The following is an 18,694-nucleotide window of genomic DNA, read 5'->3' as shown; positions in this document are numbered from 1 at the left end:
TGTTGCAGGAGACAATTTTCTTTGTTGTAAAAATTTCGATCTCACTCTGTCAAAAAAAAATGACAATAAACGAAATCGTATCTGCTGTATAAAAATGTACTTACAGACAGGAATTTAACCCTTTTCCGGGCTCATCGTACTGCTGTCTCACGTCTTGTTTTTTGAGGTTATAATAGTATATTTGGTTTTTAAACTAAAATATGGAAGAAAAGCAGTCTTCATTACTACACAACATTTCAAAAGTCATTTCTGATTTTTTTAATCCATTGGTGTCCCTGATCCTATTTTTTGTATATATGAGCATCAGACAATACAACTTTAAAGATTCTATCCTTTATTTTCTTCCTATATTACTAATGATCATTGTTCCGGTTATCATATGGCTGGTATGGAATGTAAAAACCGGAAGATATACCAATATGGATGTTTCCAACCGCGTTCAAAGGAAGACATTATATATATTTATTGCAGCCTGTGTGATCTCTTACCTTCTTTTTAACTACATAAGAAACGGATATATAGATCTTGTGATGCTGTTTATTCTGGTGCTTCTTTTTGCTCTCCAGATCAGCAATCTATCCATCAAAAGCTCTATGCATACGGCATTCAATGTATTTGTAGCGGCCTTATTTTTTTCGCTGAACTGGAAAATGGGTATAGTATGGCTGGGAATTGCCGCTTTGGTGGGAATCACCCGTATTATTTTGAAAAGACACACCGTAAAAGAAGTATTTATGGGGGCTGGAATAGCTTTTCTGGTATCTTTTATCTATCTTTATTGCAATATTCAATTTCAACATTAGAATACTCTATGAAAATACATCATCTTACTGCCGCAGAAGAAAACTTTATGAAGCTGTTTTGGAAAATGGAATCTTTTTATCTGAAGGACGTTATGGAGCAGCATCCGGAACCGAAACCACACCAGAATACGGTTTCCACCTATTTGAAAATATTGGTTGAAAAAGGCTATTTATCCACGATAAAGGAAGGAAGAATCTTCAAATACACTGTACTTGTTCCTTTGGATGAGTATAAAAAATTCCTATTGAAAGAACTTTCGGATCACTTTTTTAATAATTCCGGGAAGGAGATTCTGGAGCTTTTATTAAGTGAAAAATTAATCTCCCAGGAAGATATGAAAGGACATTTTGATCTTAAAATTGAAATAAAACCAACAAAGGTGGAAGAACCTAAATTTGAGATTGCCGAAGAAATCCTCAGTCCGAAAAAAGAAAAGAAAACTAAAGGAAAAGAGAAAGAGAAAGAGAAAGATAAGGATAAAAAGAAGAAGAAAAAAAAGGATTAGCCTAAACCCAAAAACACCAAATCATGAAAACAAAATTCCGGGAAACGCTGAACAGGGCCAATGAAGTCATTTTCCGATATCCTATGATCTTGGTAATGGCTTTATCAGCTTCTGCAGGTGCCATATGTATTGCTGAAACAGAACGCAGTGAAATCACCGCTTATATCAAATTTACCATTTGCTGCTGCCTCGGAATTTCATTGATGTTCGCCCTGAAAATGCTCTCACAAAGAATCGGGAAAGAACTGCTTCTGCATATATCCGGAATTGTCTTTCTTTCAGGATTTTATCTTATCCTGCCTGATAAAAAGAGTGGTTTTACAGAAATCTATATCTATACCATTGCTGTTACGGCACTACTCTCCCACTTATTGGTATCTTTTGCCCCTTTTCTTGAAAAAGACAGAGAACTGAGATTCTGGCAGTATAATAAGAATCTTTTTATCAATACCTTTCTGACTGCCGTATTTACAGGAGTTTTAACGGGGGGAGTTGAGTTGGCCATCTTAGCGGTTGATCAGCTTTTTGATTTAAGCTTCCATAGCAGAGTTTACAGGGACACCTTCTTTGTTCTCGCTATTTTGGGAAGCAGTTTTATTTTTCTTTTATTTAATGATAAGGGACTCAATAATCTTGAACAAGATGGCAAATATCCTGTTATTTTAAAGTTTTTCACTCAGTTTGTCTTAATCCCTTTACTGCTTATTTATGCAGCTATTCTTTACCTATATTCATTTAAAATCCTGATCCACTGGGAGCTTCCAAGAGGCTGGGTTTCTTATCTGGTGTTAGCGTACAGTACGGTTGGTATTTTAGCTCTGCTTCTTGTCTATCCTTTGAAAGAAGAAAATGCCAGATCATGGGTAAAAATATTTTCAAAAGCATTCTACTATACAATTGTTCCTTTAATCGTATTGCTTTTCACCGCTGTTTTTACCAGAATTCTGGAATATGGCTATACAGAGCCCAGATACTTTGTGCTTCTGCTTGCCCTTTGGCTGCTGAGTATTGTTGTATATAGTATTTTCAGCAGAAAATCTACTATAAAGTTCATTCCCATCAGTTTATTCCTGTTTGGCGCTTTTGCTCTTATTTTTCCTTATCTGAACGCTTTTAGCGTGGCAAACAGAAGCCAGAAAAAGCAATTAATGAGTATTTTAAAACAGAATCAGCTCATCAGTGCAGGTACAATTAATTTCAGCAAGAAAGTTAATGATACCATCAGAAATGAAATTGCTGATAAATTTGTGTTTCTGGCAGAAAGAAAACAGGTTGATTTTCTATCTAAGTTATTAAACGAAAAAGACAGGACTGAGCTGGCTAATCAAATATCCGCGGGAGAATTTTATACTGTAAGATATGACATACAGAACAAATTTTCCGATGTGAATGTCACTGTAAAAAACAGACCATACGAAACAAACAGACTGGTTCTTGTTCGTGAAAAACAGGCAGTAGAGCTTGTGAATTATCAATACTTAATTTCTTTTTACCGCTATAGCAGAGATCCGCAGACACTGAATGAAGATGAATTTGAGCTTAAAGACCAACTGACGGATAAGTCCTCGTTAAAATTAATATTAAATTCTGAACAGGAAGTAGATTTCGGACCGCAGATCATCCGACTTTTTGAAGAAAATAAAAACAAAACAGGAAATGTAAAAATTCCTGAAATAGCTATGGAATCCGATTTAGGCAAATACCATGTTAAACTTATCTTCAATGAAATTACCCGGGAAAAATATTCTGAACAAGATGCCGCCAGCATTTATTACGAAAATGTTTATATTCTTATCAGACTAAAATAAAAAGTAAAGAGGCTGTCCTTTGGACAGCCTCTTTACAGGAAAATAAATTCCATAAAAAAAGCGGCTTAAGAGCCGCTTCATATTTTTACCAACGGTTTCCTCCGCCGTTACCTCCACGGTTGTTTCCACCGTATCCACCACCGTTTCCACGGTTGTTTCCGTAACCGCCACCTCTGTTGTTGTCAAAGCTTCTTCTTGGCTTTTCTTCTCTTGGCTTAGCTTCAGATACGTTTAAAGTTTTTCCGTTAAATTCTTTTTGGTTAAGAGCGTCGATAGCTTGCTTTCCTTCTTCATCACCCATCTCTACAAAACCGAAACCTCTGGAACGTCCAGTCTCTCTGTCTGTAACGATTTTAGCTGATGATACGTCACCAAATTCTGCGAATAGATCGTGCAACTCATACTCTTTAGTTGCGTAATTGATGTTTGAAACAAAAATGTTCATTTTGAATAAATTAAAAAATTAATAAAAATTTGGTATATAAAAGAAAAACAACATAAATTAATGAACAAATATTGATTCCAAATATAAACGTATGCAAGATACAATTAAAAATTTCAAATCAAAGCTTTTTTTAAATATTTCTCACATTATGTTGAATCCCAAAAAAGAAACAAGCAGCGAAAATGATTTAAAACACTAATTATCAACATTTTAAACCGAAAAACATTTTATCATAAAATGAGTTAAGAACTAACAATAAAAGTTAAGCTAACTGCTCATTATCAAACTAATAAGAGGTAAGCTATATCATTACATTTCACATTTCGCAATTTTTAACCCGGCCTTTATTCCCTGGAAAGCAAACCATTCAAATATTGCTGATGGACGGTGTTGCTGCAAAAATGATAGCAGCCTGTTCCCAAATAAAACGATTGAGAAAATGAATGATTCTTTTCAGATCAATAAATACGTTTCTTTTGAATACATCAGCTATTAACACTAAATTTGTACTGCAAATTATTAAAAAACATGAACTACCATACAAGAAAATGGGTAAAACCCGAAGACCTAAATCCCAACCACTCTCTTTTCGGAGGAAGACTATTGCAGTGGATAGATGAAGAAGCGGCGCTGTATGCCATCATTCAGCTGGAAAACACAAAAGTAGTAACCAAATTTATTTCTGAAATCAATTTCGTAAGTTCTGCAAAACAGGGAGATATTATAGAAATAGGAATTGAAGCTTCTCATTTCGGTTCTTCTTCTATTACGTTAAGATGTGATGTAAGAAACAAAATGACCCATCAAACGATTATTACCGTAGAAAAAATTGTCATGGTAAACCTTGATGCAGACGGTAATCCTGCCCCTCACGGCAAAACACAGATTGAATTCGTAAAAGACAGGTTAAACAACAGCCTATGAAAATTTTCATCAAAAATATGGTCTGCAACCGATGCATTTCTGCGGTGGAAAATATCTTCCGTAATGCGGATGTAAAAATAAATGCAGTCTTATTAGGCGAAATCGAAACAGATGATGAAATTTCACCTGAAAAAATGCAGACCATAGAAAAAGAACTGCTCACTACCGGCTTTGAAAGGATAATGGATTCTGCCCATCAGACGGTAGAAAAAATAAAAAATCTGATCATCGTAAAAATAGGCAGCCTTGATATTGCCGAAGACTTTCTGCTTTCGGAATTCCTGAGCTCGAAACTCCATAAAGACTACAGCGCGCTCTCAAAAACATTTTCACAAAACGAAAACGTTACATTGGAACAATTCTTCATCCTCCAGAAAATTGAAAAGGTAAAAGAACTCCTTTTATATAATGAATTCAACCTTACTGAAATTGCCGGAAAACTGGGCTATAAAAGCGTACAGCATCTTTCTTCCCAATTCAGAAACACAACAGGATTCACCCCAACTGAATTCAAAAAACTGAAAGAGCACAACCGCAAAGCACTCGATAATCTATAAGTTTGAGTGTTTGAGTGTTTGAGAGCGAAGGAGTTACATATTTCTACTTCACTTACAAAACACTCAAACGCTCAAACCCTGCAACTCTCCCACTCTAACACTCTCCAACCCTAAAACTCACACTAGCCTAATTTTATAACTATTATCCTTAAATTTATAACAACCTTATTTTTCCATTTTGGAAATTTGTAGTATAAATTTAAAATCATGGAACGACAGTATAAAATACTCGGAATGACCTGTTCCGGCTGCCAGAAAAAGATATCCAACCAACTGAACAGTATGGAAGGGGTAAATGCCGATGTAAATCTGGAAAACAATACAGCAACCATCACTTCTGATCATGAAATACAGCTTTCAGATTTAAATAAGGCTTTGGCCGCAGTAGGAAATTACAGACTTGAAGATCCCAACACTCCTGAGACTGCCTTTGTAAAACCTCAGGACCGCGTATCTCCGTCTTCAGTATACTATTGCCCCATGGAATGCGAGGGAGACAAAGTATATTTCAAACAGGGGGAAAGATGTCCTGTCTGCAAAATGTATCTGGTTCCTGTTGAAGAAAAACTAGCCAAAGATCCTAATCACAAACCCGCCTATTCAGCAAACAATCTTCCGGAAAACTTTAAAGATAGCGTTGGAAAGTATTATTGCCCAATGTTTTGCGAGGGTGATAAAGTGTATGATGAAAAAGGAGAATGTCCGGTTTGTCATATGGATTTAGAACCAATTACTGAAGAACTTGCACAAAAAGCTACTTCACAGCACCAACACTCTCATTCCCATGATCACAGCCGTCATGATCACCACCACGGTCATAATCATGAAGCTCCTAAAGTGACTGATGAAATGGCAGGCAGATATTACTGCCCTATGTATTGCGAAGGTGACAAAACCTATGATTCCAATGTAGGATGCCCTGTCTGCGGGATGGATCTTGTAAAATATCCCGAAAAGAAAACCGCAAAATACACTTGCCCGATGCATCCGGAAATTATTCGTGATGAACCGGGAGACTGTCCGATCTGCGGAATGGATCTTGTCAGAATGCCAGATAGCGGAGATGATGAGGAAGATGAAACCTACAACATATTGAGAAGAAAGTTCATTACTTCATTAGCCTTTACTATTCCGGTTTTCATTCTTTCAATGGGTGGAATGTTCATCAATTTCCCTTTCTCACATCAGGTTCAGGGATTTATTGAGCTTGCTTTAACACTTCCAGTCCTATTTTATTCCGGGTGGTTTCTGTTAAAAAGAGGATGGGTTTCTTTCAAAACCTGGAATCTGAATATGTTCAGCCTTATTGCTTTGGGTGTAGCCGCAGCATTTATATTCAGTATTGTAGCTTTGATTTTCCCGGATATTATTCCGCATGAAATTCGTGGTCACAATCATGAAATTCCACTATATTTTGAAGCGGTCTGTGTGATTTTAACCCTTGTTATTTTAGGCCAGCTGATGGAAGCTGCAGCTCATAAAAAAACAGGAAATGCCATCAAAGAACTTATGAATCTTTCTCCGGATGAAGCCAACCTTATGGTAAACGGTGAAGAAAAGAAAGTACTGCTTTCTCAGGTAAAAATAGGAGATTTGTTAAAAGTAAAACCAGGTGAAAAAATTCCGGTAGACGGAAAAATAATAGAAGGAAATTCAATTGTAGATGAAAGCATGATAACGGGAGAGCCCGTTCCCGTTGAAAAAGGCGTGGATGATAAAGTATCTTCCGGGACCATCAACGGCAATCAGGTGTTCATTATGAAGGCTGAAAAAGTAGGCGATGAAACACTTCTTTCACAAATTATTAAGATGGTGAACGAGGCCAGCAGAAGCAAAGCACCTATCCAGAAGCTTACCGACAAGGTTTCAAAAGTATTCGTGCCTGTAGTAATCCTTATTGCTGTTCTCACTTTTATGCTGTGGCAGTTTTTCGGACCGGAAGGAAAAAGAAGTTTATTTGCTTTTGTAAATGCTGTGGCAGTTCTGATTGTAGCATGTCCCTGTGCGCTCGGCCTGGCAACTCCCATGTCTTTAATGGTCGGAATCGGGAAAGGCGCCAAAAACGGAATCCTGATTAAAAACGCAGAAGCCCTGGAGCAAATGAATAAAGTAAATGTTCTGATTACGGATAAAACCGGAACTTTAACGGAAGGAAAACCCTCTGTGGAATATATCGAAACAATAAACGCAGAGCAAAATCAGATTTTAAAACTCGCTTTTTCTTTAAATCAAAACTCCGAACACCCACTTTCCAACGCCGTTATAAAAAGAGCAAAAGAAGAGAATATAGCTGCCGAAAAAGTAGATCAGTTTGAAAATATCTCAGGAAAAGGAGTGAAAGGAAATATCAATGGAAAAACAGCTTATCTTGGCAACGAAAGTCTTCTGACCTCACATCACATTACAATTCCTGAAAATGTAAAGAAGAAAGCAGTAGAAATACAGTCAAAAGCGCACACTATTTCGTACATCGCACAGGATCAGCAGGTGCTGGGATTCATAAGTTTTACCGATAGAATTAAAGAAAGCTCTAAAAAAGCAGTAAAACAGTTAATGAGCGAGGGAATAGATGTCATCATGATGACGGGTGATAATGAGCATACTGCAAAGGCTGTTGCTGATGAATTAGGCATCACACATTTCAAAGCCAACTGTCTTCCCGAAGATAAGCTAAATGAAGTAAAAAGACTACAGCAACAAGGTAAAATCGTAGCGATGACCGGCGACGGCATCAATGACTCTCCTGCCCTTGCCCAGTCTGATGTGGGCATTGCTATGGGAACCGGAACAGATGTTGCCATTGAAAGTGCAGAAATAACGTTACTGAAAGGCGATATTCTGGGGGTTGCCAAAGCAAAGCTTCTCAGCGAAAAACTGCTCAGAAACATTAAAGAAAACCTTTTTTTCGCATTTGTCTATAATGTTCTGGGAGTTCCCGTTGCGGCAGGATTATTGTATCCCTTTTTTGGAATTCTATTATCACCCATGATTGCAGCTGCCGCCATGAGCTTCAGCTCCCTTTCTGTGATTCTGAATTCGTTGAGACTAAATTCCGTAGATCTGGATATAAAATAATTATCATGAAAAAAGAAAATCTTTACATAGGCTGCTCAGGATTTTATAATAACGACTGGAAAGGGTCTTTATATCCCGAAGATGCCAAGAGTAAAGATTTTCTTTCTTTATATTCCAAAACATTCAATGCGGTAGAAATCAATTCAACTTTTTACAGGAAGCCAACTCCCAAAACACTTTTGAAATGGCACGGGGAAACTCCTGATGATTTCAGATTTTTTATTAAGATTCCAAAATCCATCACGCATCAGAGCCGCCTCGAAGATTGCAAAGAGGAGGTAGAGTTATTCTGCAGTCATATCCAAAGCCATCTGAAAGACAAATTATCCGGTTTTCTTTACCAGCTCCCTCCTTCTTTTAAAAATACTCCGGAAAATATTGATCGGATTACTCATAATATTGACCGGCGTTTTCTGAATGTCATCGAATTCAGAAACAGATCCTGGTGGCAGAAAGAGCTGTTTGATCTTTTACAAAAGCAGAATATCGTCTTCTCCGGTGTAAGTTTTCCCGGTGATCTTCCAGAGGATTTTATCATCAATCATCCCGAAGTTTTTTATTACAGACTCCACGGAAAACCTGTCCTCTACAAATCAGAATACAGCAAAGAGGTTATCCAAAATCTTGCTGAGAAAATCAAAAAACTCCCACAAACCTCTTTTATATTTTTCAATAATACCTGGGGAACTGCTGCCATTAATAATTCTTTGTACTTAAAAAGTATGGTAGAATAATCTTCAGCTTTTGTTAAAATAAAAATAATTCCCCGCCAAATGAAGAATATTGAAATTTCAAAAAATATAGAGAAAAACTATCGTTTTGACAGTTATAAATGTTAAAACACAAACAAAACTAAATCATAAATTTACAATTCAACCGTTAATGGAAATAACCTTTATTATAAAGTTCTTAAAATAACCTTAAAAACAAAAAATGCTGCACAGCATGGCATATAATTTGTTAATTTTCACCTGTTATTTTTAACGATTTTTAACAATTTAAAATTCCATTATCTTTATGAGAAAAATTTTTGCGGGAAAGTCAAAAAATATGACTTTTCTCGGGATGTTTGCATTGGTGAGTGCATCTTCGGTTTTATTGAACAGCTGTAATTTCAAGAGTGAAGTGAGTGACCCCGTCGTCAATTCGCAAGAACATCCTTCCGCAGAAATAGTCCCCCATGATATGGACGATGAAAACGTAGACCCGGATAAAAGAGTGATCTACCTTACTTTCGATGACGGTCCCAACCAGGGAACCGAAAATCTTTTAAAAATTCTGGACAAAAGAAACGTTTGTGCAACGGCCTTTTTAGTTGGAAAGCATGCTTATGGAAGCAAAAGACAGAAAGATGACCTTCTGCTTTTGAAGCAAAATCCTCTTATTGAATTGGCCAACCACAGTTTTACTCATGCCCATAATAAATACACCGATTTTTATAAAAATGCAGACGCTGTGGTTCACGATTTTGATATTGCCAAAGACAGCCTGAAGCTTTTTGACAAAATCGCCAGAACTCCGGGAAGAAATATCTGGAGACTCAATAATATTAATGTAACGGATATTAAAAGCTCTACCGCAGCGGCAGACGGTCTTAAAAAAGCCGGCTACAAAGTGATTGGCTGGGATCTTGAATGGAGGCCATCCCAAAAAATGACTCTGAAAGGAAGCCATGAGGCGATGATCAAGAAAGTAGACAGTATTTTCCTGAATGATCTTGAAAAAACCTCAAGACACCTCGTGTTCCTTACTCATGATCAATATCTGAGAGATGCAGATTCTATCAACGAGCTTGATCTTTTTATTGAAAAGCTGCAGAAGAGCAATAAATTTGTCTTCAGAAAAATCTCCCAATATCCTAAGATCAATGAAGTACTGAATTAATGTGCTCTGAGGAGTACTGAGTAAAAATGTATTCATAACTGGCAACTGTCAGGGAAATTTCGGAAATTTGCATCTATGAGCATAAAAGAAAACTATAAAATTATAAAAGACCAGCTGCCATCTCATGTTCAGCTGGTTGCTGTTTCAAAAACACATCCCGTTTCGGCAGTTCAGGAAGTGTATGATCTCGGACAGAAAATTTTTGGAGAAAATAAGGTGCAGGAACTGATGGAAAAAGCCCCTCTTCTTCCTCAGGATATCCAGTGGCATCTTATTGGGCATTTACAAACCAATAAAGTAAAATACATTGCTCCTTTTATCAATACCATTCAAAGTGTGGATTCTGAAAAATTGTTGGCAGAAATTAACAAAGAAGCAGGAAAAAACGACAGAACGATAAAAGTTCTTCTGCAGGTGAAAATTGCCGCTGAAGAAACAAAGTTCGGTCTTGAAATCTCTGAAGCCAGAGATCTTTTTCAGCAATATATTGAAGGTAAATTTCCTCATGTAGAAATTACCGGATTAATGGGAATGGCCACTTTCACGGATGATGAGCAACAGGTTAGAAATGAATTTTTAATTCTTAAGAGGCTTTTTGATGAATTAAATCAATTAAAAACAATACATACCTTATCAATGGGAATGAGTGATGATTTTCCTCTAGCCATTGAGTGCGGTGCAAATTCTGTACGCGTGGGTTCGGCCATTTTTGGCAGAAGAGACTATTCAAAATAGATATTTAGGTATAGTTTTTGCTAATAATTGAAACAAAAAATTTAAATTTGCAACTATGCAAAAAATCCTTATAGTAGAAGACGAAAAAGCAATCTCGGGAGTACTTCACAGTATTCTTTCGGATGAACTCACCGATTATGAATTTGTTATTGCCGAAGACGGCCTTGAAGGTTATAAACAGGTAGAAAAAGAAGATTTCGCATTGGTGATTTCCGATATCAAGATGCCTAAAGTTTCAGGAACCGAACTTTTGAAGCAGAGTCTCGCACTAAAACCAGAAACTACTTTTATTATGATATCAGGCCACGCAGACATTGATTCTGCGGTTTCCTGTCTGAAAGAAGGTGCATACGATTTTATTTCCAAGCCCATTGATATCAACAGATTGATCACAAGCGTGAAAAACGCACTGGCTAAGGAAACCCTGAAGAAAGAAAACAAAAATCTTCAGACCGAAAATAAAACTTTAAAGAAAAAAGTAAGCAAAAAATACCAGATGATTGGTGATTCTCCTGCGCTTCAAAAGATTCAGGATATGATCGAAAAGGTAGCAGCTTCAGATGCCAGAGTTCTTATTACAGGTCCTAACGGTGCCGGAAAAGAACTGGTAGCACATGCGATCCATAATCAAAGCGAACGTGCAAGAGGACCTATGATTGAGGTAAACTGTGCCGCCATTCCATCTGAACTTATTGAATCTGAACTTTTCGGGCACGTAAAAGGATCTTTTACCGGTGCTATTAAAGATAAGCAGGGAAAATTTGAGCAGGCTAACGGTGGTACTATCTTCCTTGATGAGATTGGAGATATGAGCCTTATTGCTCAGGCTAAAGTATTGAGAGCACTTCAGGAAAGCAAAGTTTCTCCTGTAGGCAGCGATAAAGAAATTAAGGTAGACGTAAGAGTGATTGCCGCTACCAACAAAAATATGCAGAAAGAAATTGAAGAAGGCAAATTCAGAGAAGACCTTTATCACAGACTTTCTGTAATTGAAATCTATGTTCCGCCATTGGATGAAAGAAAAGAAGACATCAAATTATTGGTGGAGCATTTTTCTGGTATGATTGCCGATGAGCATGGTACAGCGGTGAAAAAGTTTGACGATAAAGCTATTGATGCTTTAAAATCGCTTTCATGGACTGGAAATATCAGAGAATTAAGAAATGTTGTTGAGAGATTGATTATTCTTGGTGGAAACACTGTTTCTGAAGGTGACGTTGCAAGTTTTGTAAGGAAATAATAAGCTATTATTTACGATATTATAAAAATTTGCAGTGTTACCACTGCAAATTTTTTTTTGCCCTGTTTGAATAATAAACTATATGAATCTTAAAATATTATGAACTTTTTAAACAAAAACTATACGAAAGAATGCCTGACTTTGGCTCTGCCTGTGATGCTGACCCAGGTGGGGCAGGTTTCGGTCAACTTATTCGATAATATTATTGTCGGAAAACTATTGGGTGCTGATGCGTTGGCATCCGTTTCATTGGGAAATGCGGTGTTTTTTTCCATATTTGTATTAGCGCTGGGGTTTTCATTTGCGATCCCGCCATTGGTTTCAGAAGCGCACTCCAGAGAGGATCACGCTACAATCAATTCGGTATTCAGCCATGGCTTTATCATCAATATGTCTGTAGGGATTATTCTGATGGTCATTCTCCTTTTGGGGATGCCGCTACTCTATCACTCCGGCCAGCCAGCTAAAATCATTCCTGATACAGTAAGTTTTCTGAGCATAATGGTGGTCAGTATGATTCCGTTTATGGCATTTCAGACGCTTCGTGAGGTTTCTGAAGGGTTATCATATACAATTGGAGTTACCAAAGCAACTATTATTGCCAATATCATCAATATTGTCTTAAACTATGTCTTTATCAAAGGGCTTTGGGGAATACCTCCGATGGGGGTTAAGGGATCTGCTCTGGCTACCCTGATTTCCAGAATCTTTATGGTTGTTTTCCTTTATTTTGTCTTGTTAAAAGAAAAAAGAACGAGACGTTACATTAAAGATTTTTCTTTAAAAATACAGGTTTTTTCAAAGAAAATGTTTGATAAAATGGTAAAACTGGGACTTCCAACAGCTTTGCAGATGTTTTTTGAAGTAACAGCTTTTGCAGGAGCCGCATTTATCTGCGGACTGATCTCGGCTCATGATATTGCCTCTCACCAGATCGCTTTAAGTATGGCTTCCTTCACCTTTAACTTATGTGTCGGGTTCAGTGTTGCCTCTACGGTAATGATCGGAAGAAAATTGGGCGAGCAGAATTTTGTTGAGCTCAGAAAAGTGGGAATCAACAATCTTAAGATTGCCTTTATCTTCATGTGCATCTGCGGATTGGTATTTATCCTGGGAAGAAATATTTTGCCTACTTTCTTCACAAAGAAAGAAGAAGTTGAAGTGATTGCACTTGCTGCCAAATTAATGATTATTGCAGCTCTATTCCAGCTTTCTGACGGAATTCAGGTGACAGCTTTAGGAATGCTGAGAGGGTTACAGGATGTGAAAATCCCGTCTATTTATACCTTTATCGCTTACTGGGTGATCACTATTCCTTTGGGCTATTTCTTCTGTGTTACTTTAGAAATGGGAGCATTCGGAATGTGGATTGCACTCGGATTGGGATTAACGGTCTCAGCCGTTTTCCTGGTAAAACGATTCCTGAATATGTCTGCGAAAAGAATTAAGCAGAATCCATAAAAACAAAATAGCTGTATCACATTTGATGCAGCTATTTTTTATTTAATGATACTTTTACATTTACGTTTTTACTTAATCTATTCTCTTTCCTAAAATTTTCAGGCTTCTTTCCACGCCATCCAGAATCGCCACATTAGGAAGACTTCCCCAATCTTCAAATCCGAAGTGCCTGAACAGTTTCAGACTGGGTTCATTATGAAGGAAGATAAGCGCTACCAGATTTTTGACTCCAAATTTCCCGGCATTATCAATACAATACTGAAGAATGGTTTTCCCATACCCTTTTCCTCTGCAGGTTTCATCCAGGTAAATACTTACTTCTACCGTACCGTTATAGGCTGCCCTTTCATGGAATGAACTGAAACTTACCCAGCCAATAATCTGATTCTGATCATTTTCAACTACCCAAAGAGGCCTTGTTTGAGGGTTATGTTCTTCAAACCATTGCAGCTTGCTTTCCACAGAAACTTCCTCCATGTCCGCAGTCACCATTCTTGAGGCAATCGTTGAGTTGTAGATGGCAACGATTTTATTTAAATCTTCTAATTCAGCATTTCTGAACTTTAGTGTTTCCATGAATATAGGATTCAATTTATCTTAGTGCAAAAATACTAAATTTTAAAATTACCCCTATCTATTTCAGCTATTTTATACAAATTTTCATATTATAACAGAACAGCCCCTTAAAATGAAACCAATATTTATATTTGTTTTGATATTTCCTAAATAAATCACAAAGAAGCAAGGGAATTTAAACTTTGAATATTTTTAAAGTGCAAGGATTTTGGCTTCGGTAAAATTTCACACTACCACTGTTATTGCGAACCGAAGGTGAAGCAATCTCAATCGAAAAGTAAGGTTTGGAAAACGCAAAGGCGCAAGTATTAGTAGAGGGAATACTTTTAAGTCGCAAAGATTTTATCTCCGATAAAATTTCAAAACTCTGTTTGTCATTCCGAGCAAAGTTAGGAATCTAAACTTTAACTGCAAGAAAAAATAATAACGCACAACTTTCCAAAAATATCCCATTTGGCGAAGTCGAAATGTTCTTGCGCCTTAAAGATTTTAAACATAGATCAAAAACTTTGTGACTTTGCGATTTTCCAACAAAATTATTTCAAATCCTTCAAAATTCTATTCAAGCTTCTCACCGCAATTCCGAGATAGGCAGCCATGTCTTCTTTCGAGATCCGGATATTCTGCTTTGACTGCATTTGCAATAATTGTTTTAAGGTATGTTCTACCGTATATAACTGTTGATAGGAAGCCCTGCTGGAAGTATTGATCACCCTTTCTGCAAATGATTCTAAAAGAAGATGATTCAATACAAGATCATTTTTGATCAAAGCTTTAAAAGCAGGGATCTTAATTGCGTACACCTTAACTTCCGTAAGCGCTTCAATACTGCACAGACAGTTTATATTCTTAATCAGTTCCACTTCCCCTATTACTTCCCCACTTCCCAAAAATTCTACGATATATTCCTTCCCATTTTCTTCCACGAAAAAGCATTTAACAATCCCATCTTTAATCAGCATGACATGAGGTAGCTGATGATCCTGTACCAAGATTTTATCTCCTGCAGAAAAAGATTTTAATGCAATATCATCACCGATATTCTGCTTTCCATAAAGCTCATCAAGATAGTTTAAAAATGTATGATTCGTCCTTAACATATGTAACCGGGACAAATGTCCTTTGCCTGTTTATTTTTTATACTGAATTTTACGGACAGAAAATTACAAAACAAAAATGAATAATCATATTACAACCATTGCTTTTGACGCAGATGATACACTTTGGATCAATGAACCTTACTTTCAGGAAGCTGAAAAAGAATTCTGCATACTGCTGGAGGATTATCTTCCGCAGCACTCCGTATCACAGGAATTGTTTAAAACGGAAATGCAGAATCTGCATTTGTATGGTTATGGCGTAAAAGGATTTATGCTTTGTATGGTTGAAACCATATCCAGGATATCCAACAACACAGCACCTATAGCATTGGTTAACAAAGCGCTTCAGCTGGGTCAGGAACTTCTTCAGAAACCAATTGAACTTCTGGATGGCGTTACAGAAACTCTTGACAGCTTAAAGGGAAAATACAGGCTGGTCGTTGCTACAAAAGGTGATCTGCTGGATCAGGAACGTAAGCTTAAAAATTCCGGATTACAGGACTATTTCCACCATATTGAAATCATGAGTGATAAAAAAGAATATGATTACAAAAAGCTTTTGAAACACCTGGACTGCCTGCCTGAGAATTTTCTGATGCTGGGAAATTCTATCAAGTCGGATATTTTACCGGTATTGGAAATTGGAGGATCTGCCGCTCATATTCCTTATCATGTGACCTGGAGCCATGAACAGCATGATGTTAATCTTGAACATCCAAATTTTATGGAGCTTAAAAGAATTAATGAAATCCTGAAGCATCTTTAATTTTTAAAACCATTAAATTTTATGAAGCAGATAAGATCATTAAGATGAGCTTCAATTAAGTTTTAATACAACTTCCTTATTATATTTTAATCAAAAAAAGAGACTGTTTGTGATAAACAGTCTCTTTTGTCATTTATTTCTTCAGGCACTTTTCAAGGAACTGATCCTGTTCCCATAAAAGGTGGAAGATATTTTCTTTGGCCTGATATCCGTGGGCTTCTTTTGGAAGAAGAACCATTTTTACCGGAGCCCCAAGGTTTTTCAATGCCTGGAAGTATCTTTCCGTCTGCAGGGTAAATGTTCCAGGGTTGTTATCTGCATCCCCATGAACCAGAAGAAGCGGAGTCTTCATTTTGTCTGCATTCATGAACGGAGACATCTTATTGTAGATCTCCGGAATATCCCAATAGTTTCTCTGCTCGCTCTGGAACCCAAATGGCGTTAAAGTTCTGTTATAGGCTCCGCTTCTTGCAATTCCGCAGGCAAAAAGATCAGAGTGGGTCAGAAGGTTGGCAGTCATAAAAGCCCCATAAGAATGTCCTCCTACAGCCACTTTTTTTCTGTCAATATATCCCAGATGATCTACTGCATCAATTGCAGCCGCCGCATTGGACACCAATTGTGGGATAAACGTATCATTAGGCTCTGTTTTTCCTTCACCGATAATCGGGAAAGCCGCATCATCAAGAACAGCATATCCTTTCGTTGTCCAGTATACAAAAGATCCGTAGTACGGGAATGTAAAGTCGTTAGGGTTTTGGGTATTCTGCCCTGCTGTATTTTTGTCTTTATATTCTGTAGGGTAAGCCCAGATCAGCAACGGAAGCTTTTCTTTTTTCGCTTTTCTGTCGTAATTAGCCGGAAGGTAAAGCGTTCCGGTTAAAGTAACACCGTCATTTCTCTTATAGGTAATGACTTCTTTGTAAACGTCTTTGATGCTTTCAAAAGGGTTTGCAAAGTTAGTTACCGCTTCTGCTTTATTAGATTTGATGTTCTTTTTGAAGTAATTAGGATATAGGCTCGGTGACTGTTGAGTCGTAAGGATTTCTCCTTTTGAAGCATTAAGAATATCAATAATTTCTTCTTTACCATTCTTTACATTAGAGGTGTACAGTCTTTTCTTTTTCAGTGACTTCACATCCATTTCATCAATGAACGGATGCTGACCGTCTTTGGTAAACCCGTCTCCGATCAGATAGGCTTTTCCACCCTTCATATCAATTACGTATCTTCCATACTGGTTTTTTGTGGTATTGAAATTTCCCGGATCACTGTAGACATCCTGATAATTTCTGTCATCGAAAACCTTAGATTCCCCGTTATTGGTATCTATCAGGTAAGATTTTGTATTTCTTGTGTCATACCAGCCTTCGGAGACAATCGCATAATGATCATTCGTCCAAACTACATCATCATATCTCTGCTTTGTTTTGAAGAAAGACTTCGGAGCCGCTGTAAATGGAGCATCCCACGTAAATACCTCGTCTCTGTATTCCGCTGCTTTAGACTGATCTCCTCCGTCCAAAGCTTCAGCAAAAGTAAGCGTAGCTGGAGCATCACTTCTCCAGGCCATGTCTCTTTTTCCGGTTCTGACAGAAGAGAAACCTTTTGGCATAATTTCATTCAGAGGAACTTCATTTACTGTTTTTACAGCATTTCCTTTCATATCATACACCACTGTCTGCGATGGGAATCTGTTAAGTGGAACAATATAGGAAAACGGCTTTTTGATTGTGGTAGCCATCAGATAATTTCCATCCGGAGAAAAACTTAGGCCTGCATACATATCCTGATCTTTCAGTTTTTTAAGATTTCCCGTAAGGTCAACATTGTAAATTTCCGAAGCGGTAAGCGTTTCAAAGTTTTTTTCATCCTGAGGATTTTTCAAAAGATCCTGATAGGTTCTGTTCTGTGAAACTTTACCGTCTGCTGTTGAAACAATAGGGCCTGTAGGAAGGTCTTTGCTTGCATCTATGAGAGCCGGCCTGTTTTGTGGAATTACTCTGATCAGGAAGCTTTGAGAGTCATTATACCATACATAAGGCATTCCTAAATTAGCATTAAGATTATCAGCTGTTATTTTTTTGGCCGAAGCCGTTTCCAGATCTACCACCCAAAGCTCTACCCCTTTAGCGGTAGTATTGGTAAAAGCCAGTTTTTTTTCATCCGGAGAAAAAGAAACATACGTAATTTTCGGGTTGGAAGGAAGATTTTTTACCTGAAGCTCATTTTTATCATTGATCTTTCTGATCTTAAGATTATTTGAGTAGGTTGTGCTGCTTGAGATGTTAGTAACAGGATTAATTCTCAGCCCTCCAAGTTTCATTTCCTGCTGGCTGAGATCTTCCAGTGTTTTATATGTTGGACGATAAGTAAAGACCACCCAATCTTTTTTACTGTTCATCAGAACACTTGGCGGTCTTTGATAATCTGCCAGTTTCAGGATTTCAGCTGATGGCTTTTGGTACGTGATATTCTCCTGTGCATCATAAAAATTGAGAAATGCCAGAAGGCAGATGGTCAGTTTTATCTTCATATAAATTCATTTTTTACGAATATAGTAAATTTTAGAAGATTGATAAAATGAAATAAATAAGACTCTTTTTAGTGTCATATTTATTTTTTTGTTACATTTACTTCACAAAATAAAACAATATGAAAAACTTACGAAAATTATCAAAGAACAGTCTGAAAACTATTATCGGAGGAAATGCTCCATTATGTGATTCCGGATACATGGCCTGCAGAGTGGGGAAAACGCCGAGTGGCGCTCCAATCTGGGAGTGTTTACCATCTTGCAGACCTTAATAACAG

At 37.3% G+C, this 18,694-nt stretch carries 17 protein-coding genes; 13 read left to right on the top strand and 4 right to left on the bottom strand.

Annotated elements, in window-relative coordinates; translation table 11 throughout:
- Positions 1-200 precede the first annotated feature (200 nt).
- The 3 genes from BLW74_RS07625 to BLW74_RS07615 are packed head-to-tail and all read left to right on the top strand — an operon-like array spanning position 201 to position 3,117.
- The gene (locus BLW74_RS07625) at positions 201-803 is read left to right on the top strand and encodes a phosphatase PAP2 family protein (RefSeq protein WP_089691194.1); all 603 of its coding nucleotides are present in this window, start codon (positions 201-203) and stop codon (positions 801-803) included.
- An 8-nt stretch (positions 804-811) separates the two neighbouring features.
- A complete protein-coding gene (locus BLW74_RS07620; RefSeq protein ID WP_089691192.1) occupies positions 812-1,309 on the top strand; it encodes a BlaI/MecI/CopY family transcriptional regulator in 498 nt (165 codons plus the stop codon).
- Positions 1,310-1,332: 23 nt separating this feature from the next.
- On the top strand, positions 1,333-3,117 hold the full coding sequence (locus tag BLW74_RS07615; RefSeq protein ID WP_089691190.1) for a DUF4153 domain-containing protein: 1,785 nt from the start codon (positions 1,333-1,335) through the stop codon (positions 3,115-3,117).
- An 85-nt stretch (positions 3,118-3,202) separates the two neighbouring features.
- On the opposite strand, the gene BLW74_RS07610 is transcribed toward BLW74_RS07615, so the two are convergent.
- Positions 3,203-3,562: an RNA recognition motif domain-containing protein gene (locus BLW74_RS07610; RefSeq protein ID WP_089691188.1), complete on the bottom strand. Its 360-nt coding sequence runs from the start codon at positions 3,560-3,562 to the stop codon at positions 3,203-3,205.
- Between the two features lie 528 nt (positions 3,563-4,090).
- On the opposite strand from BLW74_RS07610, the gene BLW74_RS07605 reads away from it, so the two are divergent.
- The 8 genes from BLW74_RS07605 (at position 4,091) to BLW74_RS07570 (ending at position 13,438) form a co-directional block, all read left to right on the top strand.
- Positions 4,091-4,486, top strand: coding sequence for an acyl-CoA thioesterase (locus BLW74_RS07605; RefSeq protein ID WP_089691186.1), 396 nt, complete (start codon positions 4,091-4,093; stop codon positions 4,484-4,486).
- Positions 4,483-5,043 carry a helix-turn-helix domain-containing protein gene (locus tag BLW74_RS07600; RefSeq protein WP_089691184.1) on the top strand — a complete coding sequence of 187 codons (561 nt, stop codon included), beginning with the start codon at positions 4,483-4,485 and terminating at the stop codon, positions 5,041-5,043. The genes BLW74_RS07605 and BLW74_RS07600 overlap by 4 nt, the downstream gene beginning before the upstream one ends.
- 207 nt (positions 5,044-5,250) lie before the next feature.
- On the top strand, positions 5,251-8,118 hold the full coding sequence (locus BLW74_RS07595; RefSeq protein WP_089691182.1) for a heavy metal translocating P-type ATPase: 2,868 nt from the start codon (positions 5,251-5,253) through the stop codon (positions 8,116-8,118).
- A gap of 5 nt (positions 8,119-8,123) precedes the next feature.
- The gene (locus BLW74_RS07590) at positions 8,124-8,852 is read left to right on the top strand and encodes a DUF72 domain-containing protein (protein ID WP_089691180.1); all 729 of its coding nucleotides are present in this window, start codon (positions 8,124-8,126) and stop codon (positions 8,850-8,852) included.
- 283 nt (positions 8,853-9,135) lie between these two features.
- Positions 9,136-10,002 (top strand): polysaccharide deacetylase family protein, encoded by an 867-nt coding sequence (locus BLW74_RS07585; RefSeq protein WP_089691177.1) that lies wholly within the window; start codon positions 9,136-9,138, stop codon positions 10,000-10,002.
- Between the two features lie 75 nt (positions 10,003-10,077).
- Entirely contained in the window at positions 10,078-10,737 is a 660-nt protein-coding gene (locus tag BLW74_RS07580; protein ID WP_089691175.1) for a YggS family pyridoxal phosphate-dependent enzyme, read from the top strand.
- A gap of 55 nt (positions 10,738-10,792) precedes the next feature.
- Positions 10,793-11,977, top strand: coding sequence for a sigma-54-dependent transcriptional regulator (locus tag BLW74_RS07575; RefSeq protein ID WP_089691173.1), 1,185 nt, complete (start codon positions 10,793-10,795; stop codon positions 11,975-11,977).
- Between the two features lie 99 nt (positions 11,978-12,076).
- Complete coding sequence (locus BLW74_RS07570; protein WP_089691171.1) at positions 12,077-13,438, top strand: MATE family efflux transporter; 1,362 nt, start codon at positions 12,077-12,079, stop codon at positions 13,436-13,438.
- Between the two features lie 72 nt (positions 13,439-13,510).
- On the opposite strand, the gene BLW74_RS07565 is transcribed toward BLW74_RS07570, so the two are convergent.
- Both BLW74_RS07565 and BLW74_RS07560 read right to left on the bottom strand, forming a co-directional pair.
- Complete coding sequence (locus tag BLW74_RS07565; protein WP_089691168.1) at positions 13,511-14,014, bottom strand: GNAT family N-acetyltransferase; 504 nt, start codon at positions 14,012-14,014, stop codon at positions 13,511-13,513.
- A 536-nt stretch (positions 14,015-14,550) separates the two neighbouring features.
- Positions 14,551-15,114, bottom strand: a complete 564-nt coding sequence (locus tag BLW74_RS07560) for a Crp/Fnr family transcriptional regulator (protein ID WP_089691166.1) — start codon at positions 15,112-15,114, stop codon at positions 14,551-14,553.
- Between the two features lie 76 nt (positions 15,115-15,190).
- Between BLW74_RS07560 and BLW74_RS07555 the strand changes: the two genes are divergently transcribed.
- A complete protein-coding gene (locus tag BLW74_RS07555; protein ID WP_089691165.1) occupies positions 15,191-15,880 on the top strand; it encodes an HAD family hydrolase in 690 nt (229 codons plus the stop codon).
- Positions 15,881-16,013: 133 nt separating this feature from the next.
- On the opposite strand, the gene BLW74_RS07550 is transcribed toward BLW74_RS07555, so the two are convergent.
- Positions 16,014-18,416, bottom strand: a complete 2,403-nt coding sequence (locus BLW74_RS07550; RefSeq protein WP_089691163.1) for a S9 family peptidase — start codon at positions 18,414-18,416, stop codon at positions 16,014-16,016.
- Between the two features lie 119 nt (positions 18,417-18,535).
- Between BLW74_RS07550 and BLW74_RS22385 the strand changes: the two genes are divergently transcribed.
- The gene (locus BLW74_RS22385; protein WP_167358397.1) at positions 18,536-18,688 is read left to right on the top strand and encodes a bacteriocin-like protein; all 153 of its coding nucleotides are present in this window, start codon (positions 18,536-18,538) and stop codon (positions 18,686-18,688) included.
- The last annotated feature ends 6 nt before the right edge of the window (positions 18,689-18,694 follow it).

The organism is Chryseobacterium culicis (assembly GCF_900108365.1).
Taxonomy (GTDB): Bacteria; Bacteroidota; Bacteroidia; order Flavobacteriales; family Weeksellaceae; genus Chryseobacterium; species Chryseobacterium culicis.
Note: the sequence above shows the minus strand (reverse complement) of the source record. Positions and strands in the feature narration are given on the sequence as shown.